The sequence below is a fragment of the Streptomyces sp. NPDC005799 genome (assembly GCF_040630525.1).
Taxonomy (GTDB): domain Bacteria; phylum Actinomycetota; class Actinomycetes; order Streptomycetales; family Streptomycetaceae; genus Streptomyces; species Streptomyces griseorubiginosus_B.
On the sequence record NZ_JBEXXQ010000009.1, the window covers coordinates 33,766 to 57,054 of the forward strand.

At 70.3% G+C, this 23,289-nt stretch carries 21 protein-coding genes; 17 read left to right on the forward strand and 4 right to left on the reverse strand.

Features of this window, described 5'->3' with window-relative positions; genetic code table 11:
• Positions 1 to 30 precede the first annotated feature (30 nt).
• The 7 genes from rsmD to mutM all read left to right on the forward strand — a co-directional run bounded on the left by rsmD (position 31) and on the right by mutM (position 4,979).
• Positions 31 to 615 (forward strand): 16S rRNA (guanine(966)-N(2))-methyltransferase RsmD, encoded by a 585-nt coding sequence (gene rsmD, locus ABZ453_RS11110; protein WP_359013815.1) that lies wholly within the window; start codon positions 31 to 33, stop codon positions 613 to 615.
• A 26-nt stretch (positions 616 to 641) separates the two neighbouring features.
• Complete coding sequence (gene coaD, locus ABZ453_RS11115) at positions 642 to 1,121, forward strand: pantetheine-phosphate adenylyltransferase (RefSeq protein WP_356772047.1); 480 nt, start codon at positions 642 to 644, stop codon at positions 1,119 to 1,121.
• A 58-nt stretch (positions 1,122 to 1,179) separates the two neighbouring features.
• Positions 1,180 to 2,238, forward strand: coding sequence for an ATP synthase F0 subunit B (locus ABZ453_RS11120; RefSeq protein WP_359013817.1), 1,059 nt, complete (start codon positions 1,180 to 1,182; stop codon positions 2,236 to 2,238).
• 132 nt (positions 2,239 to 2,370) lie between these two features.
• Positions 2,371 to 3,015 carry a YceD family protein gene (locus ABZ453_RS11125; RefSeq protein ID WP_359013819.1) on the forward strand — a complete coding sequence of 215 codons (645 nt, stop codon included), beginning with the start codon at positions 2,371 to 2,373 and terminating at the stop codon, positions 3,013 to 3,015.
• Positions 3,016 to 3,017: 2 nt separating this feature from the next.
• On the forward strand, positions 3,018 to 3,191 hold the full coding sequence (rpmF, locus tag ABZ453_RS11130) for a 50S ribosomal protein L32 (RefSeq protein WP_003951102.1): 174 nt from the start codon (positions 3,018 to 3,020) through the stop codon (positions 3,189 to 3,191).
• Between the two features lie 7 nt (positions 3,192 to 3,198).
• Positions 3,199 to 4,038 (forward strand): ribonuclease III, encoded by an 840-nt coding sequence (rnc, locus tag ABZ453_RS11135; RefSeq protein ID WP_359013821.1) that lies wholly within the window; start codon positions 3,199 to 3,201, stop codon positions 4,036 to 4,038.
• An 80-nt stretch (positions 4,039 to 4,118) separates the two neighbouring features.
• Entirely contained in the window at positions 4,119 to 4,979 is an 861-nt protein-coding gene (gene mutM, locus ABZ453_RS11140) for a bifunctional DNA-formamidopyrimidine glycosylase/DNA-(apurinic or apyrimidinic site) lyase (protein WP_359013823.1), read from the forward strand.
• Here mutM and ABZ453_RS11145 read toward each other — a convergent pair.
• Complete coding sequence (locus ABZ453_RS11145) at positions 4,952 to 5,353, reverse strand: helix-turn-helix domain-containing protein (protein WP_133046774.1); 402 nt, start codon at positions 5,351 to 5,353, stop codon at positions 4,952 to 4,954. The genes mutM and ABZ453_RS11145 overlap by 28 nt on opposite strands.
• Positions 5,354 to 5,488: 135 nt before the next feature.
• Between ABZ453_RS11145 and ABZ453_RS11150 the strand changes: the two genes are divergently transcribed.
• A complete protein-coding gene (locus ABZ453_RS11150; RefSeq protein WP_359013825.1) occupies positions 5,489 to 6,070 on the forward strand; it encodes a flavodoxin family protein in 582 nt (193 codons plus the stop codon).
• A gap of 12 nt (positions 6,071 to 6,082) precedes the next feature.
• Here the strand turns inward: ABZ453_RS11150 and ABZ453_RS11155 are convergent, their stop codons facing one another.
• Positions 6,083 to 7,207 (reverse strand): CAP domain-containing protein, encoded by a 1,125-nt coding sequence (locus ABZ453_RS11155; protein WP_359013827.1) that lies wholly within the window; start codon positions 7,205 to 7,207, stop codon positions 6,083 to 6,085.
• A 169-nt stretch (positions 7,208 to 7,376) separates the two neighbouring features.
• On the opposite strand from ABZ453_RS11155, the gene ABZ453_RS11160 reads away from it, so the two are divergent.
• The 4 genes from ABZ453_RS11160 (at position 7,377) to ABZ453_RS11175 (ending at position 13,660) form a co-directional block, all read left to right on the forward strand.
• Positions 7,377 to 7,658, forward strand: coding sequence for an acylphosphatase (locus tag ABZ453_RS11160; protein ID WP_133046777.1), 282 nt, complete (start codon positions 7,377 to 7,379; stop codon positions 7,656 to 7,658).
• A 383-nt stretch (positions 7,659 to 8,041) separates the two neighbouring features.
• Positions 8,042 to 8,245 carry a hypothetical protein gene (locus tag ABZ453_RS11165; RefSeq protein WP_016432419.1) on the forward strand — a complete coding sequence of 68 codons (204 nt, stop codon included), beginning with the start codon at positions 8,042 to 8,044 and terminating at the stop codon, positions 8,243 to 8,245.
• Positions 8,246 to 8,465: 220 nt separating this feature from the next.
• On the forward strand, positions 8,466 to 12,053 hold the full coding sequence (gene smc, locus ABZ453_RS11170; protein ID WP_359013831.1) for a chromosome segregation protein SMC: 3,588 nt from the start codon (positions 8,466 to 8,468) through the stop codon (positions 12,051 to 12,053).
• A gap of 185 nt (positions 12,054 to 12,238) precedes the next feature.
• Positions 12,239 to 13,660: a sugar porter family MFS transporter gene (locus ABZ453_RS11175; protein WP_359013833.1), complete on the forward strand. Its 1,422-nt coding sequence runs from the start codon at positions 12,239 to 12,241 to the stop codon at positions 13,658 to 13,660.
• Between the two features lie 117 nt (positions 13,661 to 13,777).
• Here ABZ453_RS11175 and ABZ453_RS11180 read toward each other — a convergent pair whose 3' ends face one another.
• Positions 13,778 to 14,749, reverse strand: coding sequence for an LLM class flavin-dependent oxidoreductase (locus ABZ453_RS11180; protein ID WP_359013835.1), 972 nt, complete (start codon positions 14,747 to 14,749; stop codon positions 13,778 to 13,780).
• A gap of 105 nt (positions 14,750 to 14,854) precedes the next feature.
• Between ABZ453_RS11180 and ftsY the strand changes: the two genes are divergently transcribed.
• Positions 14,855 to 16,057, forward strand: coding sequence for a signal recognition particle-docking protein FtsY (gene ftsY, locus ABZ453_RS11185; RefSeq protein WP_356772026.1), 1,203 nt, complete (start codon positions 14,855 to 14,857; stop codon positions 16,055 to 16,057).
• A gap of 114 nt (positions 16,058 to 16,171) precedes the next feature.
• On the opposite strand, the gene ABZ453_RS11190 is transcribed toward ftsY, so the two are convergent.
• Positions 16,172 to 16,828, reverse strand: coding sequence for a bifunctional DNA primase/polymerase (locus tag ABZ453_RS11190; RefSeq protein ID WP_359013837.1), 657 nt, complete (start codon positions 16,826 to 16,828; stop codon positions 16,172 to 16,174).
• A gap of 446 nt (positions 16,829 to 17,274) precedes the next feature.
• On the opposite strand from ABZ453_RS11190, the gene ABZ453_RS11195 reads away from it, so the two are divergent.
• The 4 genes from ABZ453_RS11195 (at position 17,275) to ABZ453_RS11210 (ending at position 23,235) form a co-directional block, all read left to right on the forward strand.
• Positions 17,275 to 18,753, forward strand: a complete 1,479-nt coding sequence (locus tag ABZ453_RS11195; RefSeq protein WP_359013839.1) for a hypothetical protein — start codon at positions 17,275 to 17,277, stop codon at positions 18,751 to 18,753.
• Positions 18,754 to 19,086: 333 nt separating this feature from the next.
• Positions 19,087 to 20,427: an ammonium transporter gene (locus ABZ453_RS11200; protein ID WP_359013841.1), complete on the forward strand. Its 1,341-nt coding sequence runs from the start codon at positions 19,087 to 19,089 to the stop codon at positions 20,425 to 20,427.
• The gene (locus tag ABZ453_RS11205) at positions 20,424 to 20,762 is read left to right on the forward strand and encodes a P-II family nitrogen regulator (protein WP_133046785.1); all 339 of its coding nucleotides are present in this window, start codon (positions 20,424 to 20,426) and stop codon (positions 20,760 to 20,762) included. Before ABZ453_RS11200 ends, ABZ453_RS11205 begins: the two co-directional genes overlap by 4 nt.
• A gap of 25 nt (positions 20,763 to 20,787) precedes the next feature.
• Positions 20,788 to 23,235, forward strand: coding sequence for a [protein-PII] uridylyltransferase (locus ABZ453_RS11210; RefSeq protein ID WP_359013843.1), 2,448 nt, complete (start codon positions 20,788 to 20,790; stop codon positions 23,233 to 23,235).
• Positions 23,236 to 23,289 lie beyond the last annotated feature (54 nt).

Here is a 23,289-nt window from a genome sequence, read left to right on the forward strand (position 1 = left end):
CGGTAGCCGCCCACAACCGAGGAACCGAAGATGACCCGCGTGATCGCCGGCGTAGCCGGCGGACGTCGACTCACCGTGCCGCCAGGCAACGGCACCCGTCCCACCTCCGACCGCGCACGCGAGGGCCTCTTCTCGACCTGGCAGTCCCTCCTCGGTGCCCCCCTCCAGGGCGAACGCGTCCTGGACCTGTACGCCGGCTCGGGAGCCGTGGGCCTGGAAGCCCTCTCCCGAGGCGCGAGCCACACCCTCCTCGTCGAGGCCGACGCGAGGGCCGCCCGCGTCATCAGGGAGAACGTCAAAGCCCTCGGCCTCCCCGGCGCGGAGGTCAGGTCGGGCAAGGCCGAGCAGATCATCCAGTCGGCGCCCGCAGCCCCGTATGACCTGGTCTTCCTCGACCCCCCGTACCGTGTCACGGACCACGATCTTCGGGAGATTCTGCTCACACTCCGTACCGAACACTGGCTCGCGCCGGAGGCTCTGGTCACCGTGGAGCGCAGCACCAGAGGCGGAGAATTCACGTGGCCGCAGGGCTACGAAGCGGTCAAGGCCCGTCGCTACGGCGAGGGAACGTTTTGGTACGGTCGCGCCGCCTCTACGTGCGAAGACGCACGATGACCGGACCGGAGAGCGAGGGATCACAAGTGCGCCGCGCCGTCTGTCCCGGGTCGTTCGACCCCATCACCAACGGACACCTCGACATCATTTCCCGCGCCTCCCGTCTGTACGACGAGGTCTACGTCGCGGTCATGATCAACAAGTCCAAGAAGGGCCTGTTCGAGATCGACGAGCGGATCGACCTGATCCGCCAGGTCACCGCCGAGTACGGCAACGTGAGGGTCGAGGCCTTCCACGGACTCCTCGTCGACTACTGCAAGCAGCGTGACATCCCGGCCATCGTCAAGGGCCTGCGCGCCGTCAGCGACTTCGACTACGAACTGCAGATGGCCCAGATGAACAACGGCCTGTCCGGCGTGGAGACGCTCTTCGTACCGACGAACCCCACCTACAGCTTCCTCTCCTCCTCCCTCGTCAAGGAGGTCGCGACCTGGGGAGGGGACGTCTCCCACCTCGTGCCGCCGACCGTCCTCGAAGCCCTGAACGAGCGCCTCCGCCAGGACTGATGGGGCTACAGTCGTCCCGTCCGTCTCCAACACATCGGTAGAGAGTGGCGAGCACACGGTGGACGTGCAGAAGAAGCTCGACGAGATCGTCGCGGCGGTCTCCAGCGCCCGGTCGATGCCCATGTCGGCGTCGTGCGTGGTCAACCGCGCGGAACTGCTCGCGATGCTCGAAGAGGTCCGTGCGGCCCTGCCCGACTCCCTGGCCCAGGCGCAGGAGCTGATCGGCGGCCGGGAGGAGATGGTCGAGCAGGCCCGCCAGGAGGCCGAGCGGATCATCCAGGGCGCGCACGCCGAGCGCGGCTCGCTGATCTCCGACACCGAGATCGCCCGCCGCTCCCAGGCCGAGGCCGACCGGATCCTGAGCGAGGCCCGCCGGGAGGCGGAGGAGGTCCGCGCCGAGGCCGACGACTACGTCGACTCCAAGCTCGCCAACTTCGAGGTCGTCCTCACCAAGACCCTCGGCTCCGTCGGCCGCGGCCGCGAGAAGCTGCTGGGCACCGGCCCGGGCCTGGACGAGCAGGGCTACGAGGACGAGGACGCCCCCGAGCGCAGCCACGACCCGGAGACGCTGCGCAAGGACGCCGACGCCTATGTGGACGTCAAGCTGGGCGCCTTCGAGGCGGTGCTGGCCAAGACGCTGGAGGCGGTCGGCAAGGGGCGCGCCAAGCTGCACGGCCGCATCGCCACCGACGACCTCGGCGCCCTCGCCGACGACACCACGTCCTTCCAGCACTCCAGCGACGCCGACTACCTGGCCGACCTCGCCGCGCTCTCCCAGCGGGAGAACTCGGCCGAGCAGCAACAGCCGCAGCCGCAGCAGTACGACCAGCAGCCGGCCTACGGCTATCAGCAGACGGACACCTACGCAGCGGCCGGTTACCAGCAGCAGACGTACGGTCAGCAGGACGCGTACGGCTACCAGCAGGCCGACCCCTACGGGTACCAGGGCTACGACGCCCAGCAGCAGGCCTCGTACGACCCGAACCAGGCCCAGCAGCACCAGTCGCAGCAGCACCAGCCGCACCAGTCGTACGCCCTTGACGAGACCAGCCTCTTCGACACCGGCATGATCACGCCGGAGCAGTTGAGGGCCTACGAGCAGGGCCGCGGCCAGTAAGGGACCACCGGATTGGGCCGTGAGCGAAAGGTCCAGTATCCTGGCTCTTCGGTCGCGCGTACGTCCGCGATCAACGCTGCCCGGGGACACCGCAGGGCGGCGTCCCTCTGAGCTCAGAAGATCGAAAGCAGGATGGCTCCCAACGCTCGCCTCGACCACCGCAACCCCCTCGTGTTCGACACGCACGAGCTGGGTCGACGTCCCGGTGCGCTGCAGCGGCTGTCCCGCACGGTCGACGCCCCCAAGGACTTCGGTGTCCAGGGGGTCGTCGGAGTGCCGGAAGGCGCTCCGGTGCAGCTCGAACTCCGGCTCGAGTCGGTCATGGAAGGGGTGCTTGTCACAGGCACCGCCCGTGCACAGGCCGAGGGGGAGTGCGTAAGGTGTCTGGAGCCGCTTCAGCTCGACGTCGAAGCGGAATTCCAGGAGATGTTCTCGTACCCTGACGCCGACGACCGGGGCCGCCCCAAGGCGGAGCCGGCCGACGACGCCGAGGAAGACGAGGACAGGCTCTTCATCGAGGACGGCCTGTTCGACCTCGAGCCCGTGCTGCGCGATGCGGTGGTGCTCGCACTGCCGATGCAGCCGGTGTGCCAGGAAGACTGCCCGGGTCTGTGCTCCGAGTGCGGAGCGCGGCTGGCGGACGACCCGGACCACCACCACGACGCCGTCGACATCCGTTGGGCGGCACTGCAGGGACTCGCCGAAACCATGACGGACGGCGAGAAGGACGAGATGAGCGGCGCCGAAGCGGGCGTCGACGAGAAGCAGGAGAAGTAGCCGTGGCTGTTCCGAAGCGGAAGATGTCGCGCAGCAACACGCGCCACCGCCGGTCGCAGTGGAAGGCTGCGGTCCCCACCCTGGTTGCGTGCGAGCGCTGCCACGAGCCCAAGCAGCAGCACATCGCGTGCCCGTCTTGCGGCACCTACAACAAGCGCCAGGTCCTCGAGGTCTGAGCGGCTGGTGAGAGGCACCGTGTCCACTGCCAAGAAGGCGGATGACGCCAAGGCGGACCTGTCCGGCAAGAAGAAAGCGGACAGCACGGCCTCGTCCCACACGCTTCTGGAAGGGCGGCTCGGGTACAAGCTCGAGTCCGCCCTTCTGGTGCGTGCGCTGACCCACCGTTCCTACGCGTACGAGAACGGCGGTCTGCCGACCAACGAGCGGCTGGAGTTCCTCGGGGACTCCGTGCTCGGTCTCGTGGTCACGGACACGCTGTACAACACCCACCCCGACCTGCCCGAGGGCCAACTGGCCAAGCTGCGGGCCGCGGTGGTCAACTCGCGTGCGCTGGCGGAGGTCGGTCGCGGTCTGGAACTCGGCTCCTTCATCCGGCTGGGCCGCGGTGAAGAGGGCACGGGCGGCCGGGACAAGGCGTCCATCCTCGCCGACACCCTGGAAGCGGTGATCGGCGCGGTCTATCTCGATCAGGGCCTCGACGCGGCCTCCGAACTGGTGCACCGCCTGTTCGACCCGCTGATCGAGAAGTCCTCGAACCTCGGTGCCGGCCTGGACTGGAAGACCAGTCTCCAGGAGCTCACCGCGACCGAGGGGCTCGGTGTCCCCGAGTACCTGGTCACGGAGACCGGCCCCGACCACGAGAAGACCTTCACTGCTGCCGCCCGCGTCGGAGGCGTCTCGTACGGCACCGGCACCGGCCGCAGCAAGAAGGAGGCGGAGCAGCAGGCCGCCGAGTCCGCCTGGCGGTCCATCCGGGCCGCCGCGGACGAGCGCGCCGAGAAGGCGGCGGCCGAGAAGGCCGCCCTGGACGGCGACGAAGGCCCGACGTCCGTCTCTGCCTGACGAACAGCGCGTCCCGAGCGCCTGTCCCGCACCACCGGGGCGGGCGCTCGGCTCATCCACAGTCCGGTACGGGAGTCGTCATGCCCGAGTTGCCCGAGGTCGAGGTCGTCCGGCGCGGCCTGGAGCGGTGGGTCGCCCACCGTGTCGTCGCCGACGCCGAGGTGCTGCACCCGCGTGCCGTACGGCGCCACATCGCGGGCGCCGACGATTTCGCGCACCGTCTCAAGGGCCACCGCGTCGGCGTCCCGAGCCGCCGCGGCAAGTATCTGTGGCTGCCCCTGGAGGACACCCGCCAGTCGATCCTGGCGCACCTCGGGATGAGCGGCCAGCTGCTGGTCCAGCCGAACACGGCCCCCGACGAGAAGCATCTGCGCATCCGCGTCCGCTTCGCCGACGCCCTCGCGACGGAACTCCGCTTCGTCGACCAACGCACCTTCGGCGGGCTGTCGTTGCACGACAACACCCCCGAGGGTCTGCCCGACGTCATCGCGCACATCGCCCGCGACCCCCTCGACCCGCTGTTCGACGAGGACGCCTTCCACCAGGCGCTGCGCCGCAAGCGGACCACCATCAAACGGGCCCTGCTGGACCAGTCGTTGATCAGCGGGGTCGGCAACATCTATGCGGACGAGGCCCTTTGGCGGGCCCGCGTCCACTACGAACGCCCCACCGCCGGCTTCACCCGCCCGCGCACGGCCGAACTGCTTGGCCACGTACGGGACGTGATGAGCGCGGCCCTCGCCGTCGGCGGCACCAGCTTCGACAGCCTGTACGTCAACGTCAACGGGGAGTCCGGCTACTTCGACCGGTCCCTCGACGCGTACGGCCGTGCGGGTCTGCCGTGCAAGAGGTGCGGTACGCCCATGCGCAGGCGCCCCTGGATGAACCGGTCCAGCTACTTCTGCCCGAAGTGTCAGAGGGCGCCGCGCGTGGCGTCGTAACGCTCGCGGGCCGTGAGGACGTCGTTCATGCGGCCCTCCACCAGGTGGATCAGGTCCAGCAGTCGCTCGGCGACCTGGCGGCCGAGCGGGGTCAGTTCGTAGTCCACGCGGGGCGGGTTGGTCGGCTGGGCCTCGCGGTGCACCAGGCCGTCGCGCTCCAGTGCGTGCAGGGTCTGGGAGAGCATCTTCTCGCTCACGCCGTCGACCCGACGGCGCAGCTCGTTGAAGCGCAGCGAACCCTCGTACAGCGCGCCCAGCGTGAGCGAGCCCCAGCGTCCCGTGACGTGTTCGAGGGTGCCGCGCGAGGGACACGCCTTGGCGAACACATTGAACGGGAGGTCGTGCGCCGACGGGCGCTCCTGCGTGCTGTCCATAGCACAAGCGTACTCGAACACAGCGCTAACCAACAGGTTGCACTAACTTGAAGTTAGTGCTTTCCTTTCGTTACCGCCAGTGAGCTGGTCATTGGCTGTGAACGCTCATCCATGCTCATCTCGGGAGTACTCATCGTGACCACCCCTGTTGTCTCCATCGCCTACCACTCCGGCTACGGTCACACCACCGTGCTCGCCGAGGCCGTCCGCGCCGGTGCCCTCGAGGCGGGTGCCGAGGTGCACCTGATCAACGTCGACGAGATCACCGACGAGCAGTGGGCGCTGCTGGACGGCTCGGACGCCATCGTCTTCGGCTCGCCGACCTACATGGGCACCGCGTCCGGCGCCTTCCACGTCTTCGCCGAGGCGTCCTCGAAGCGCTGGTTCGGGCAGGACTGGAAGGACAAGCTGGCGGCCGGCTTCACCAACTCCGGCTCCAAGAGCGGCGACAAGCTGCACACCCTGCAGTTCTTCCAGATCCTCGCCGGCCAGCACGGCATGCACTGGGTCAACCTCGGGCTGCACCCCGGCTGGAACAACAGCGAGGGCAGCGAGCACGACCTCAACCGCCTCGGTGTCTTCGCGGGCGCCGCCGCCCAGACCAACGTCGACGAGGGCCCGGACGCCGTCCACAAGGCGGACGTCAAGACCGCCGAGCACCTGGGGCGCCGGGTGACGGAGACGGCGCGGGTGTTCCTCCGGGGCCGCGCCGCCTGAGCCTCGTGACCTCTAGTAGCCGAAGTCCTGCGTCCACCAGGGGCCCCCGGTGCCGAAGTGGACACCGACCCCCAGGGTCTTGAAGTCGCAGTTCAGGATGTTCGCCCGGTGGCCGGGGCTGTTCATCCAGGCCTCCATCACCGCGGCCGCGTCGGCCTGCCCCCGGGCGATGTTCTCGCCGCCGAGGTTGGTGATGCCGAGCTTGGCGGCCCGGTCCCACGGCGTCGCGCCGCTGGGGTCGGTGTGGTCGAAGAAGTTCAGCGCGGCCATGGCGTCGCTGAAGCTCTCCGCCAGCTCCGACAGGGTGCTGTTCGCGGACACCGCGCTGCAGCCGACCTTGGCCCGCTCCTCGTTGACGAGCTTGAGCACTTCCGCCTCGGCCGCGGCCTGGGCGGAGACCGTCACCGCGGGGGCGGTCGCGGACTGCTTCGGCGGCGCGGTCTCCTTCTGCGAGGGCTTCGTGGGCCTCGTCTTCGGCTTCTTGCTCGGCGGCGCCTTCGGCTTCTTCGTCGGCACCTCGGTCGGGGCGGCCGCGGAGGCGGCCGGAGTGGAGGCAACCGCGGAGGGCGTGGGCGAGCGGTCGGCGTCGCGACTCGTCGAGGAGCCGTCGTCCCGGCCCTGGACGCTGCCGGAGGTGCCGCCCTGCTCGGCCGCCGAGTTGCTCGGCGTGCTCGCGGCCTGCACCTTTCCGCCGCCGCCACCGCCACCCAGCTTGTAGTTGTCCAGCCCGGGCACCGCACCCGTGGCGACCGCGACCGTGCCGATCGCGACCGCCGCGGAGACCCCGAGCAGCCCGGTCTTCACCGGCGTCACGGTCCGCTTCCGGCGCCGGTGCGACCCGCCGCGTCCGCCGTCGGGCGTGAAGCCGTCGTCCGGGAAGACGGTGCGGTAGTCGGCCTCGTTGGCGAACAGGTAGGCGGCACTGCGAGCGGAGACCTCGGCGTACTCGTCCGTGCTCAGATACGGGGCCGTGCCCAGCGTGGTCGGGTCCTCGGACCCGAAGGCCTCCGGCGGGTCATAGCTGTACGAGTACTGCCGGGGGTCGTAACTGCCGGCGTGCGAGCCGTTCCTCGCTGTGACCCCCGTGGCGCGGCCCGTGGCGGCGCGGCCGGCGGCGGAGCGTCGGTGGCGTCCCATGTTTCTGGCCTTCCTCGTCCTGGCGGTCAACCCGCCGGATACGATCTTGCGGGTGACCCAGCTCACTCCTTCGAGTGAGTTTTATCTGAGATTCATTGGGTGGGGACGGTACCGCATGGCGCCAGAGGAGGAAGTGTCCGGAGAGACATTGGCCGGTTAGGTTGCCCCCATGAGCGAGGATGTACGACTGGTCGCCTGGGTGCGCGGACGCGTCCAAGGTGTGGGTTTCCGCTGGTTCACGCGGGCCAAGGCGCTGGAGCTCGGCGGCCTGAGTGGTTTTGCTCTCAATTTGGGCGACGGCCGGGTCCAGGTGGTCGCGGAGGGCTCGCGGGAGTCCTGTGAAGGACTTCTGGACTGGCTCCAGGGTGACGACACGCCCGGGCGCGTGGAGGGCGTCACCGAGATCTGGGACACACCTCGCGGGGGTTACGACGGCTTCGCCATCCGCTGACCGCTTTCTGTAAAGAGGCCCAGGCGGAAGCGGACGGACATGCCACCGGCAGCTGCCGGGAGCGGAAAGACGCTGGTGGTTGCCAAGAACCGCTTGCTCTGGCAGGCTGCGCACGCAAAGATGATCGCCACGCCCCGAGGGGCCCGCAGGAGTCGCAGCGCAGCCGCTCTCAGGCCGCGCGCCCCCGGGATGCCCGCCAATACGGGGCGTGATCGTGTTGACCGTCAAACTTTTTGGTGAGACGCTGAAAGCACCCCGCGCACCTTAGCTGTTTGGCATGGATGAACGGCAGCATGAACTCCATAGTGTCAAGCACCCCGGGTGCGATTCCCTCACGACCCACACCGCTTCGGTCGGTCACTCAGTGTGGAGGACCATCCATCATGGCAAAGGCGCTTCTCGGTTACGTCGGCGGCTCCGACCCTCGACTCCTCGCCGAGATGCGACGGCTTCAGCAGCGTGTCCAGGACCTGGAATCCGAGCTCGTACGGATCCAGGCCGAGAACGACGCGCTCGCGGCTGCCGCTTCTCACGACAGGATCATGGAGAGCATCGACGCACACCAGGCGGAGCCTGCGCTCACCTGATCACTGCATCGCACCACGACAGCAGTGGTTGGGCCGCCCGTATCAACCGCTAAGTTGTCAGATTTGCAAGGGACGCTTCGGCGTCCCTTCTTTCTTACCTGCCCCCGCGCATCCTTTCACCTTCTACAACGTTTGATGTGCCCTGCATGTTCAAAGGTGAAACCGCGGGAGACAGCACGTTCATGGAGTGAGACACCCCCGGAAGGTAGAGTCCAGCGGCGTGCACCTCAAGGCCCTGACCCTCCGCGGGTTCAAGTCGTTCGCCTCGGCGACCACGCTCCGGTTCGAACCGGGGATCACGTGCGTCGTCGGACCGAACGGCTCGGGCAAGTCCAACGTCGTCGACGCCCTCAGCTGGGTGATGGGCGAGCAGGGCGCCAAGTCGCTGCGCGGCGGCAAGATGGAGGACGTCATCTTCGCCGGCACCACCGGCCGACCGCCGCTGGGCCGCGCCGAGGTGTCCCTGACCATCGACAACTCCGACGGCGCGCTGCCCATCGAGTACGCCGAGGTCACCATCACGCGGATCATGTTCCGCAACGGCGGCAGCGAGTACCAGATCAACGGCGACACCTGCCGTCTGCTGGACATCCAGGAACTCCTCTCCGACTCCGGCATCGGCCGCGAGATGCACGTCATCGTCGGCCAGGGCCAGCTCGACTCCGTCCTGCACGCCGACCCCATGGGCCGCCGCGCCTTCATCGAGGAGGCGGCGGGCGTCCTCAAGCACCGCAAGCGCAAGGAGAAGGCCCTCCGCAAGCTCGACGCGATGCAGGCCAACCTCGCGCGCGTGCAGGACCTGACCGACGAACTCCGCCGCCAGCTCAAGCCCCTGGGCCGGCAGGCCGCCGTCGCCCGCCGGGCCGCCGTCATCCAGGCCGACCTCCGCGACGCCCGGCTGCGTCTGCTGGCCGACGATCTCGTACGACTGCGCCAGGCACTGCAGGCCGAGGTCGCCGACGAGGCCGCGCTGAAGGAGCGCAAGGAAGCCGCCGAGCAGGAACTGAAGAAGGCCCTCCAGCGCGAGGCCCTCCTGGAGGACGAGGTACGGCAGCTCACCCCGCGCCTGCAGCGCGCCCAGCAGACCTGGTACGAGCTCTCCCAGCTGGCCGAGCGCGTGCGCGGCACGATCTCGCTGGCCGACGCCCGCGTGAAGAGCGCCACCTCCGCGCCCCCCGAGGAGCGGCGCGGACGCGACCCGGAGGACATGGAGCGCGAGGCCGCCCGGATCAGGGAGCAGGAGGCCGAGCTGGAGGCGGCCCTGGAGGCGGCCGAACGCGCCCTGGAGGACACGGTCGCCCACCGCGCCGAGCTCGAACGCGAACTCACGCAGGAGGAACGGCGCCTGAAGGACGTGGCCCGCGCCATCGCCGACCGCCGTGAGGGCCTCGCCCGCCTCAACGGCCAGGTCAACGCGGCCCGTTCACGCGCCGCCTCGGCCCAGGCCGAGATCGACCGGCTGGCCGCGGCGAGGGACGAGGCACAGGAGCGCGCGGTCGCCGCCCAGGAGGAGTACGAGGCGCTCAAGGCCGAGGTCGACGGCCTGGACGCCGGCGACGTCGAACTGGCGGAGCGGCACGAGTCGGCCAGACAGCAGCTGACGGAGGCGGAGACCGCCCTGTCGGCGGCCCGTGAGGCGGCGACGGCGGCGGAACGCAGGCGCGCGGCGACACAGGCCCGCCATGAGGCGCTGGCACTTGGCCTGCGCAGAAAGGACGGCACGGGCGCCCTGCTGGGGGCGAAGGATCGTCTCTCCGGCCTGCTGGGCCCGGCGGCCGAACTCCTGACCATCACCCCGGGCTACGAGGTGCCCCTGGCGGCGGCTTTCGGCGCGGCGGCGGACGCACTGGCGGTGACGTCACCGGCGGCGGCGGCGGACGCGATCCGCTTGCTGCGCAAGCAGGACGGGGGGAGGGCGGCACTGATGGTGGCTGGGGGCTCCGAAGACCCGCCCCTCAGGGGCGCGGCGAATGGTGCGACCAGCCCCGACGCACCCGCAGACGCCACACATCAGCACGCGGCTGATCTCGTCCGCGGCCCTTCCGACCTGATGCCGGCGGTCCGTCGCCTCCTGCACGGCATCGTCGTCGTCCCCACCCTCGAAGACGCCGAGGAACTGGTCTACTCCCAGCCCCACCTCACCGCCGTGACCGCCGAAGGCGACCTCCTCGGCGCCCACTTCGCCCACGGCGGCTCCGCGGGTGCCCCCAGCCTCCTCGAAGTACAGGCCTCCGTCGACGAGGCCGCCGCCGAACTCGAAGAGCTGGCCGTCCGTTGCGAGGAACTCACCGAGGCCCAGCACGCGGCCCAGGAGCGACGCAAGGAATGCGCCGCCCGAGCCGAGGAACTGGCCGACCGCCGCCGAGCCGCCGACCGCGAGAAGTCGACCGTGGCCCAGCAGCTCGGCCGTCTCGCGGGGCAGGCCAGAGGCGCCGCGGGCGAGGCCGAGCGGTCCGTCGCGGCGGCGGCCCGCGCCCAGGACGCCCTCGACAAGGCACTCCAGGACGTCGAGGAACTCGCCGAACGGCTGGCCGTGGCCGAGGAGATGCCCGTCGAGGAGGAGCCCGACACCTCCGTCCGGGACCGTCTCGCCGCCGACGGCGCCAACGCCCGCCAGACCGAGATGGAGGCCCGCCTCCAGGTCCGTACGCACGAGGAACGCGTCAAGGGCCTGGCCGGCCGCGCCGACTCCCTCGACCGCGCCGCCCGCGCGGAGCGCGAGGCACGCGCGCGTGCCGAGCAGCGGCGGGCCCGGCTGCGTCACGAGGCGGCCGTCGCGGAAGCCGTCGCTTCCGGTGCCCGCCAGCTGCTCGCGCACGTCGAGGTCTCGCTCACCCGCGCCGACGAGGAGCGCACCGCCGCGGAGGCCGCCAAGGCCCGGCGTGAGCAGGAGCTGACCGCCGCCCGCAACGCCGGCCGTGACCTCAAGGCGGAGCTCGACAAGCTCACCGACTCAGTACACCGCGGTGAGGTCCTCGGCGCCGAGAAGCGGCTGCGCATCGAGCAGTTGGAGACCAAGGCGCTGGAGGAACTGGGCGTCGAACCCGCCGGGCTCGTCTCCGAGTACGGCCCCCACCAGCTCGTACCCCCCTCCCCGCCCGCCGAGGGCGAGGAGCTGCCCGAGGACCCGGAGCATCCGCGCAACCGGCCGAAGCCGTTCCACCGGGCCGAACAGGAGCGGCGGCTGAAGGCGGCCGAGCGCGCCTACCAGCAGCTGGGCAAGGTCAATCCGCTGGCGCTGGAGGAGTTCGCCGCGCTGGAGGAGCGGCACAAGTTCCTCAGCGAGCAGCTGGAGGACCTGAAGAAAACCCGCGCCGACCTGCTTCAGGTCGTGAAGGAGGTCGACGAGCGGGTCGAGCAGGTCTTCACCGAGGCCTACCGGGACACCGCCCGGGAGTTCGAGGGCGTCTTCAGCCGTCTCTTCCCCGGCGGCGAGGGACGGCTCGTGCTGACCGATCCCGACAACATGCTCGCCACGGGCGTCGACGTCGAGGCCCGGCCGCCCGGCAAGAAGGTCAAGCGGCTGAGCCTGCTCTCCGGTGGCGAGCGGTCGCTGACCGCCGTGGCGCTGCTGGTGTCGATCTTCAAGGCCCGTCCGAGCCCGTTCTACGTCATGGACGAGGTCGAGGCCGCCCTCGACGACACCAACCTCCAGCGGCTCATCCGCATCATGCAGGAGCTGCAGGAGGCCTCGCAGCTCATCGTGATCACGCACCAGAAGCGCACGATGGAGGTCGCCGACGCGCTGTACGGCGTCTCCATGCAGGGCGACGGTGTCTCGAAGGTCATCAGCCAGCGACTGCGCTGACCTGACCTCATCCCTTCAAGAAGTGAACGTAAGTCACGGAATCCTGTCTCATCCCTCACATTTTGCCGTGTTTGATTTTGGGAGTTGAAGGCATAAGGTCAGCAGAGTTGGATTTAGCTTCAGATACCACCTATCTGGAGAGCTGACCGCACCGGCGGCGTTGCCGGTGGCCCGAGGAGTTGAACGTGACCAGCACAGCGCAGGCACAGAAGTCAGGAGCCGGTACGGCTCATCCCGATCATCTCGGGCATGTCATCTTCATCGCGGCGGCGGCCGCGATGGGCGGTTTCCTCTTCGGCTACGACAGTTCCGTGATCAACGGCGCCGTCGAGGCCATCCGGGGCCGCTACGGCATCGGCTCCGCGGCCCTCGCCCAGGTCATCGCCATCGCCCTGATCGGCTGCGCCATCGGCGCCGCGACCGCGGGCCGGATCGCCGACCGCATCGGCCGGATCCGCTGCATGCAGATAGCCGCCGTGCTGTTCACCATCAGCGCCGTCGGCTCCGCGCTGCCCTTCGCCCTGTGGGACCTCGCCCTGTGGCGCGTCGTCGGCGGCTTCGCCATCGGCATGGCCTCCGTCATCGGCCCCGCCTACATCGCCGAGGTCGCCCCGCCGGCGTACCGCGGCCGGCTCGGCTCCTTCCAGCAGGCCGCGATCGTCGTCGGCATCGCCATCTCCCAGCTGGTCAACTGGGGCCTGCTCAACGCGGCCGGCGGCGACCAGCGCGGCAAGCTGATGGGCCTGGAGGCCTGGCAGGTCATGCTCGGCGTCATGGTGATCCCGGCCGTCCTGTACGGCCTGCTCTCCTTCGCCATCCCCGAGTCGCCGCGCTTCCTGATCTCCGTCGGCAGGCACGAGCGCGCCCGCGAGATCCTCGCGGAGGTCGAGGGGGGCGACAGCGCGGTCCTCGACGCCCGGGTCGCCGAGATCGAGCAGGCCATGCGGAGCGAGCACAAGTCGTCGTTCAGGGACCTGCTCGGCGGCGGCTTCTTCTTCAAGCCGATCGTCTGGGTCGGTATCGGCCTGTCGGTCTTCCAGCAGTTCGTCGGCATCAACGTCGCGTTCTACTACTCCTCGACGCTGTGGCAGTCGGTCGGCGTCGACCCGACGGACTCGTTCTTCTACTCCTTCACGACGTCGATCATCAACATCGTCGGCACCGTGATCGCGATGATCTTCGTGGACCGGATCGGCCGTAAGCCGCTGGCCCTGATCGGCTCCGTCGGCATGGTCGTCGGTCTGGCGCTGGAGGCCTGGGCGTTCTCGTACCACCTCATCGACGGCAAGCTGCCGGCCGCGCAGGGCTGGACCGCCCTGGTCGCCGCCCATGTCTTCGTCCTCTTCTTCGCCCTGTCCTGGGGTGTGGTCGTCTGGGTCATGCTCGGCGAGATGTTCCCGAACAAGCTGCGCGCCGCCGCCCTGGGTGTGGCCGCCTCCGCGCAGTGGATCGCCAACTGGGCCATCACCGCGAGCTTCCCGTCGCTGTCCGACTGGAACCTCTCCGCGACCTACGTGATCTACACGGTCTTCGCGGCGCTCTCCATCCCGTTCGTGCTGAAGTTCGTCAAGGAGACGAAGGGCAAGGCGCTGGAGGAGATGGGCTGAGGCCCCCGGCTCGGGAAGAAGAGCCCCCGGCTCGGGGATTAGGCCCCCCCGGCTCGGGGAGAAGGGCCAAGTCCCCGCCGCCCCTCTCCCCGTAGCCGCCGGACGTACTGCCCCGGCTCACTCACCGAGCCGGGGCAGTACGTCCTCGCAGAACAATCGCAGGCTGCGCCATCCCTCCTCCACCGGCATGCCACCGGACAGCGGATGCAGGACGAGGTTGTCGAGTCCCTGCTCCACGCACTGGTCCGGCGTCAGAATCCGGTAGACCCCTTCGGCGCGCAGTTCCTCCACGCTCGTGGCCGCCGACTTCACCGCTGAGCGAATGTCCCCGGACTGCCAGGAGGCGTAGGTCCGGGCCTCGTGCAGGAAGTGCGAGCCGTAGGAGGCCCAGGCCCGGTCCGGGTCCTCGGCGATGTGCAGCAGCGGGGTCTCGGCGGTCGGCATCATGGTCCAGCCCTCGGTACCGTACTCCACGAGCCGTTCCTTGTAGTAGGCCTCCAGCTCCGGCAGATGCGCACTCGGGAAGAAGGGGAGACCGAGGCGGGCGGCCCGGCGGGCGGCGGCCTTCGAGGAGCCGCCGACCAGCAGCAGGGGGTGCGGGTCGGTGAAGGGGCGCGGGGTGATCCGCACCGTACGGCCCCGGTACTCGAACGCCTCGCCGGTCCAGGCCTTCAGGAGCGTCTCAAGCACCTCGTCCTGGATCCGACCGCGGCGCTTCCACTCCACGTCGAACAGCGCGTACTCCTCCGGGCGGTACCCGATGCCCGCGACCGTCACCAGCCGGCCGCCGCTGAGCAGGTCCAGCACGGCGATCTCCTCGGCCAGTCGCAGTGGATCGTGCAGCGGGCCGATGATCGCCGACACGGTCACCGCGATCCGCCGGGTCGCGCCGAAGACCGCGCCCGCGAAGGTGAACGGCGACGGCAGCCAGTTGTTGTCGGCACCGTGGTGCTCCTCGGTCTGCACGGTGGTGATCCCGTGCTCGTCGGCGTAGGCGGCCATCTCCAGGGCCGCCCGGTAGCGGGCGGAGAGCGTGGCGGGGGTGGCGCCGGGCTCGACGAGGTTGAAGCGGACGACCGTGACGGGCATGGGGGTCCCCCTTCACAGAGCGGGTGTGGAGGGGGACGTTAGCTGACGGTGTGTCAGACATCCAGAGCGGTGTCGCAGGACTCCATGGCCGATACTGGACAGGTTATGGAAACCGTCATCCTTGCTGTAGTCATCGCCGTGGTCGTGCTCGGCGCGCTCGGTGGGCTCGTCGTCGGCAGTCGGCGCAGGAAGTCGCTGCCCCCGCCGCCCCCCTCCGCGCCCGACATCACCGCCCCTCCGGCCGAGCCGCACGTCGGCGACGAGGCCGAGACGCCCCGCGACGAACCGCGCCGGACGATAGAGGAGGTGGATCTTCCGGACGGCTCGGCGCCGGTCACCGTCGAGGAACCGCCGGCTCTGGAAGTCCCCGAGATCGAGGTGCCCGAGCCGACCGCCGGCCGGCTCGTCCGCCTCCGCGCCCGCCTCTCCCGCTCCCAGAACGCGCTCGGCAAGGGGCTGCTCGCGCTCCTGTCCCGGGAGCATCTGGACGAGGACACCTGGGAGGAGATCGAGGACCTCCTGCTCACCGCCGACGTCGGAGTGCAGCCCACGCAGGAACTGGTGGACGGCCTGCGCGAGCGCGTGAAGGTGCTCGGCACCCGCACCCCCGAGGAGCTGCGCGGCCTGCTGCGCGCGGAGCTGCTCAAGCTGGTCGACCCCGGCATGGACCGCACGGTGAAGACCGAGCCGGAGACCAGCAAGCCCGGCATCGTGATGGTCGTCGGCGTCAACGGCACCGGCAAGACCACCACCACCGGCAAGCTCGCCCGGGTCCTCGTCGCCGACGGGCGCAGCGTGGTGCTGGGCGCCGCCGACACCTTCCGGGCCGCCGCCGCCGACCAGTTGCAGACCTGGGGTGAGCGCGTCGGCGCCTACACCGTGCGCGGGCCCGAGGGCGGCGACCCCGCCTCCGTCGCCTTCGACGCGGTGAAGGAGGGCAAGGAGATGGGCGTGGACGTCGTGCTCATCGACACCGCCGGCCGTCTCCACACCAAGACCGGCCTCATGGACGAGCTCGGCAAGGTCAAGCGCGTCGTGGAGAAGCAGGCCCCGCTGGACGAGGTGCTGCTGGTGCTGGACGCGACCACCGGGCAGAACGGCCTGGTCCAGGCCCGGGTCTTCGCCGAGGTCGTCGACATCACCGGCATCGTCCTGACCAAGCTCGACGGCACGGCCAAGGGCGGCATCGTGGTCGCGGTCCAGCGCGAGCTGGGCGTACCGGTCAAGCTGATCGGTCTCGGCGAGGGCGTGGACGACCTGGCCCCGTTCGAGGCGGAGGCGTTCGTGGATGCCCTTATCGGTGACTGACCGGCCCCCACCACACGAAGAAGCGCCCGCCCCGAGGTGCAGTCGGGAGCGGGCGCTTCGCTGTGTACGGCGCAGGGAGTACGGCTACGCCCGCGACCGGTGTGGCAGGTACGGCTATGCCCGCGACCGGTGCGCCACGTACGCCAGGGTGCCCAGCAGGAGGCGGGCCGCCGGTGGCCTCGTCGCGGAGTCCAGGGCCGGGGGGCGCAGCCAGCGGACGGGGCCCAGTCCGGCCCGGTCCGACGGGGGAGCGGTGATGTGGGTGCCGGGGCCCAGGCCGCGCAGGTCCAGGGAGGTCGGGTCGTCCCAGCCCATGCGGTAGAGAAGCGCGGGGAGTTCGGCGGCGCCGCCCGGGGCGACGAAGAAGTGGGCGCGGCCCTCGGGGGTGGCGGCGACCGGGCCGAGGGGGAGGCCCATGCGCTCGAGGCGGACGAGGGCGCGGTGCCCGGCGGGCGCTGCCACCTCGATGACGTCGAACGCCCGACCGACCACGAGCATCACCGCGGCGCCGGGGAACTCGCCCCAGATCTTGGTCACTTCGTCGAGGGTGGCGCCGGCCGGCACAGGGGGTGCGAAGTCCAGCGGGTGCGCGCCCGGCGCGGGGCAGTCGGCACGGCCGCAGGAACACTGGCCGCCCGCGGCCCGCGCGCCCGCCACGACATCCCAGCCCCACAGTCCGGTGTACTCGGCGACGGCGGTGCACTCCGAGGAGCGACCGCGCCTGCGCGTGCCGGACCGGATCTCCCGGATGCCGCCGATCGTGAACCCCATGCCCCCTCCAACGTTTCCGACGCGTCGGTGGTTACGGCGCGAATGCGGAACGTGACCCTCTGTGTTCGGATGCCCCGTTCCGCTCGGCCCCGAGCGGCGCTCGGAAGTGCCCCGGGTGGTGAACTCGACCGTGTGCGCCCCCGAGTGCATCGCTCCGCCTACTCCCGGCCATCCTCTGTCAAGTGAATCGCGTGGAGGCGACCGTGAGTTCATTCGAAGGGGTGGCGAATGGTGGCGTTTCAGGGATCGCCATGGCTGGACGCGTGATCGTAGGATTACTTTGAGTGCACGAGTCCTGGGGGCACATGCACTCGTGGGTATGCCGGAGGCAACTCGGCATCGCGTTCGAAGGATGAGAACCGGCGGACGGGCGGCCGTATTTACCGGCATTCTGATAGGGCTTGGCGCACTCAGCGACAAGTGGTCTCAGGGATGGGGGCGTTCCAGTGAGCGGCAACGGCGGAGGCGGGACGACCGCGACCAGCACGGACAAGCGCCCGAACGAGCTGCTCACGTCGTGGTTCGTCCGCAGCGGCTGGTCGAAGGGCGAGCTGGCCCGTCAGGTCAACCGCAGGGCCCGCCAGTTGGGCGCCAACCACATCTCCACCGACACCTCCCGGGTGCGCCGCTGGCTGGACGGCGAGAACCCCCGCGAACCCATCCCCAGAATCCTGTCCGAGCTGTTCTCCGAGCGCTTCGGATGCGTGGTCTCCGTCGAGGACCTCGGCCTGCGCGCGGCACGCCAGTCACCGTCCGTGTCCGGCGTCGACCTGCCCTGGACGGGCCCGCAGACAGTCGCTCTGCTCAGCGAGTTCTCGCGCAGCGACCTGATGCTGGCGCGGCGCGGCTTCCTCGGGAGCTCGCTGGTGCTGTCGGCGGGCCCGTCCCTCATCGAGCCGATGCAGCGCTGGCTGGTGCCCGCGCCGCAGACCCCGCAGCCGGAGCCCGAGCCCGTCAGCCGGGCCCGCGGCCGGCTCTCCAGGCCCGAACTGGACCTCCTCGAGTCCACCACGATCATGTTCCGCCAGTGGGACGCCCAGTGCGGCGGCGGCCTGCGCCGCAAGGCGGTCGTCGGCCAGCTGCACGAGGTGACCGACCTGCTCCAGGAGCCCCAGCCCGAGGAGACCACCCGCAAGCTGTTCAAGGTCGCCGCCGAGCTGGCCGAGCTGGCCGGCTGGATGTCGTACGACGTCGGGCTGCAGCCCACCGCCCAGAAGTACTTCGTGCTCGCCCTGCACGCGGCCAAGGAGGCCGGCGACAAGCCCCTCGGCTCCTACGTCCTGTCCAGCATGAGCCGTCAGATGATCCACCTCGGCCGGCCCGACGACGCACTGGAGCTGATCCACCTCGCGCAGTACGGCAGCCGGGACTGCGCGAGCCCGCGCACCCAGTCGATGCTGTATGCGATGGAGGCCCGCGCGTACGCCAACATGGGCCAGCCCGGCAAGTGCAAGCGGGCCGTGCGGATGGCCGAGGACACCTTCGCCGACGTCGACGAGTGGGACGACCCGGATCCCGACTGGATCCGCTTCTTCTCCGAGGCCGAGCTGTTCGGGGAGAACAGCCACTCCTTCCGCGACCTCGCCTATGTCGCCGGCCGCAGCCCGACCTACGCCTCGCTGGCCGAGCCGCTGATGCAGCGGGCGGTCGAGTTGTTCGCGGCGGACAGCGAGCACCAGCGGTCGTACGCACTCAACCTCATCGGCATGGCCACCGTGCACCTGCTGCGGCGTGAACCCGAGCAGAGCGCGGTGCTGGCCGAGCGGGCCATGCACATTGCCAAGAAGGTCCGCTCCGAGCGCGTGAACACTCGTATCCGAAAGACGGTCGACACGGCCGTACGCGACTTCGGAGAGCTGGCCGAGGTCGTCGACCTCACCGAGAAGCTCGCCATCGAGCTCCCGGAGAACGCCGAAGCGGTCTGACCCGACCGGAAAACACCTGAACCCCGGCCGCGGCCGGCCCTCCCGAACTGCCCGACTCGGCTCCCCCCATGCCAGGTCGTCGGAAGGCCGACCGCGGCCGGTTCCCGTCCTTCGCGAAGGTTGCGCCACGATAACGATCGCGCGGCCGGACATCCGGCAGTTCATCGACGCGTAACACGCAGGGCGTCTTCGTCACTCCGGTGAAACAACCAGGGGCTTCGACCGAAACCGCGCTGCGCCAATCTCATGGCGCATAACCGGCCCACCCCTCTTGACCGGACCGCTCACACGCTCCGACCCGCACGGGGCCGTACAACCGACGAGGAGACGCCGATGGCATCAGCCGCCATCACGCTTGCCGCGGAGGCACCCAAGCTGTCATCCGCCAACACAGGCTTCATGCTGATCGCATCCGCCCTGGTGCTGATCATGACCCCCGGGCTCGCCTTCTTCTACGGAGGCATGGTCCGGGTCAAGAGCACCCTGAACATGCTGATGATGAGCTTCATCAGTATCGGCATCGTCACCATTCTGTGGGTGCTCTACGGTTTCTCCCTCGCCTTCGGCACGAACAACAGCCTGATCGGCTGGGACACCGACTGGTTCGGACTCCACAAGGTCGGCCTCACCGAGCTCTGGCCCGGCTACACCATCCCGATCTTCGTGTTCATGGTCTTCCAGATGATGTTCGCGATCATCACGCCGGCCCTGATAAGCGGCGCCCTCGCGGACCGTGTCAAGTTCTCCGCCTGGTCGCTGTTCGTCGCCCTGTGGCTGACGGTCGTCTACGTCCCGGTCGCCCACTGGGTGTGGGGCGCCGACGGCTGGGCCTTCAAGCTCGGTGTGATCGACTTCGCCGGTGGTACCGCGGTCCACATCAACGCCGGTGCCGGCGCCCTCGGCGTCATCCTGGTCATCGGCAAGCGCGTCGGCTTCAAGAAGGACCCGATGCGCCCGCACAGCCTCCCGCTGGTGATGCTCGGTGCCGGTCTGCTGTGGTTCGGCTGGTTCGGCTTCAACGCGGGCTCCTGGCTCGGCAACGACGACGGCGTCGGCGCGCTGATGTTCGTCAACACGCAGGTCGCCACCGCCGCCGCCATGCTCGCCTGGCTCGCCTACGAGAAGATCCGCCACGGCGCGTTCACCACGCTGGGCGCCGCCTCCGGCGCGGTCGCGGGTCTGGTCGCGATCACCCCGTCCGGTGGCGCGGTCTCCCCGATCGGCGCGATCGCCGTCGGTGCCATCGCCGGTGTCGCCTGCGCCGCCGCGGTCGGCCTGAAGTTCAAGTTCGGCTACGACGACTCCCTCGACGTGGTCGGCGTCCACATGGTCGGCGGCATCATCGGCTCCCTGCTCATCGGCTTCTTCGCCACCGGCAAGGGCCAGTCCGCCGCGACCGGCGTCTTCTACGGCGACCACTCCTTCACCCAGCTGTGGAAGCAGTTCGCCGGTGTCGGCGCGGTCCTCGCCTACTCCCTGATCGCCTCCGCGGTCCTCGCCTTCCTCCTCGACAAGACCATCGGAATGCGGGTCACCGAGGACGAGGAGGTCGGTGGTATCGACCAGGCCGAGCACGCCGAGACCGCATACGACTTCAGCGGCGCGGGCGGTGGCATCGCCGGATCCGCCGCCTCGGTCCTGGCCGCCACGGAGAGCAAGAAGGTGGACGCATGAAGCTCATCACCGCCGTCGTCAAGCCGCACCGGCTCGACGAGATCAAGGAAGCCCTCCAGGCGTTCGGCGTCCACGGCCTGACGGTCACCGAGGCGAGCGGTTACGGTCGTCAGCGGGGCCACACCGAGGTCTACCGCGGTGCCGAGTACACCGTCGACCTGGTGCCCAAGATCCGTATCGAGGTGCTGGCCGAGGACGACGACGCCGAGCAGCTGATCGAGGTCGTTGTCAAGGCGGCCCGCACCGGCAAGATCGGTGACGGCAAGGTCTGGTCGATCCCGGTCGAGACGGCGGTCCGGGTGCGGACCGGCGAGCGCGGCCCCGACGCGCTCTGACAGAAAAAAGAACAGGAGCTCCTGGGTGTCGAGTACGGACGTGCACAACGAAGCAGAAGACTCGGGACCCAGCGGCTACGCGGCGGCCCGGCTGCACCTCCTCACCGAGGGGGAGCGGTCCGGGCCGCCGCGCCGTTCGGCCCTGTCCGCGCTGACGGACGACTGGCTGACGGGACTCTTCGCCGCCGGAGCCGAGGGGCTGCGCGGGGTCTCCCTGGTCGCCGTCGGCGGCTACGGACGCGGCGAGCTGTCCCCGCGCAGCGACCTGGACCTGCTGCTCCTCCATGACGGCAGCGAAAGCAAGGCGGTCGCCGCGCTCGCCGACCGCCTCTGGTACCCCGTCTGGGACCTCGGTCTCTCCCTGGACCACTCGGTGCGCACGCCGGGGGAGGCCCGCAGGACCGCCGGGGAGGATTTGAAAGTCCAACTCGGTCTCCTCGACGCCCGTCACATCGCCGGCGACCTCGGTCTCACCGCCGGTCTGCGCACCGCCGTCCTCGCCGACTGGCGCAACCAGGCACCCAAGCGCCTGCCCGAACTGCAGGAACTGTGTGCCGAGCGGGCCGAACGCCAGGGCGAGCTGCAGTACCTGCTGGAACCGGATCTGAAGGAGGCGCGCGGCGGGCTGCGCGACGCCACCACCCTGCGCGCCGTCGCCGCCTCCTGGCTGGCCGACGCCCCGCGCGAGGGCCTCGACGACGCCCGGCGCCGGCTCCTGGACGTCCGTGACGCGCTCCACCTCACGACGGGGCGCGCGACGGACCGGCTCGCGCTCCAGGAGCAGGACCAGGTCGCCGCCGAACTCGGCCTGCTCGACGCGGACACGCTGCTGCGCCAGGTCTACGAGGCGGCACGCGTGATCTCGTACGCCAGTGACGTCACCTGGCGCGAGGTGGGGCGCGTGCTCAGATCGCGCGCCGTGCGGCCGCGGCTGCGCGCCATGCTGGGCGGCGGCAAACCGGTCCCCGAGCGCTCCCCGCTGGCCGAGGGCGTGGTGGAGCAGGACGGCGAGGTGGTGCTCGCCCGTGCAGCGCGCCCCGAGCGCGATCCCGTCCTGCCGCTGCGCGCCGCGGCCGCCGCCGCACAGGCCGGACTCCCGCTCTCCTTGCACGCCGTGCGGCGCATGGCGGCCATCGCGCGCCCCCTGCCCGCGCCCTGGCCCGCCGAGGCGCGCGAGCAGCTGGTGACCCTGCTCGGCTCCGGTCATCCGACGATCGACGTCTGGGAGGCCCTGGAGGCGGAGGGGCTGATCACCCGGCTGCTGCCGGACTGGGAGCGGGTGCGCTGCCGGCCGCAGCGCAACGCCGTGCACATCTGGACCGTCGACCGGCACCTCATCGAAACGGCCGTGCGCGCCTCCGACTTCACCCGCCGCGTCCACCGCCCCGACCTTCTCCTGGTCGCCGCGCTGCTGCACGACATCGGCAAGGGCTGGCCCGGCGACCACTCGGTGGCCGGCGAGATCATCGCGCGCGACGTGGCGGCGCGGATCGGCTTCGACCGAGACGAGGTCGCCGTGCTCGCGACCCTGGTACGGCACCATCTGCTGCTCGTCGACACCGCCACCCGGCGTGACCTGGAGGACCCGGCCACCGTACGGTCGGTCGCCGACGCGGTCGGCTCGCAGGGGACGCTGGAGCTGCTGCACGCGCTGACCGAGGCGGACGCGCTGGCCACCGGCCCGGCCGCCTGGTCGTCCTGGCGCGCCTCGCTCGTCGCCGAGCTCGTGAAGCGGGTCTCCGCGGTCCTCGCCGGGGACGTCCCCGACGAGCCCGAGGCCGCCGCGCCCACCGCCGAGCAGGAACGGCTCGCCATCGAGGCGGTCGCCACGGGCTCTCCCGTGCTGTCCCTGCGTGCGCAGACCGAGCCGCCGGCCGAGGACCAGCCCACCGGGGACCCCGAACCGCTCGGCGTGGAGCTGCTGATCGCCGTGCCGGACCAGCCGGGCGTGCTGCCCGCGGTCGCCGGCGTCCTCGCCGTGCACCGGCTGACCGTGCGCACGGCGGGACTGCGGACCCTGGAGCTGCCGGACGGCGTCGAGGGCTCGGTGCTGCTGCTGGACTGGCGGGTGGCCGCCGAGTACGGCTCCCTGCCGCAGGCCGCGCGGCTGCGGGCGGACCTCGTCCGGGCCCTGGACGGCTCCCTGGACATCGCGGGACGCCTGGCCGAGCGGGACGCCGCCTATCCGCGCCGCCGAGGAGTCGTGGCCCCGCCGCCCCGGGTGACGGTCGCCCCGGCCGCGTCCCGGCACGCCACGGTGATCGAGGTGCGCGCCCAGGACGCCCCAGGACTGCTGCACCGGATCGGACGGGCGCTGGACGACGCGAAGGTACGGGTGCGCAGCATGCATGTGTCGACCCTGGGCGCCAACGCCGTGGACGCCTTCTACGTCACCGCCCCCGAGGGCACGCCCCTGCCCACCGAGGAAGCTGCCTCGGTGGCCCGAAAACTGGAGGAGACGCTGCGGGGGTGACCTCGAAGGTACCGGGCGGGGGCGATTGTCCTGCCGGTCCGGATACCCTGGAAG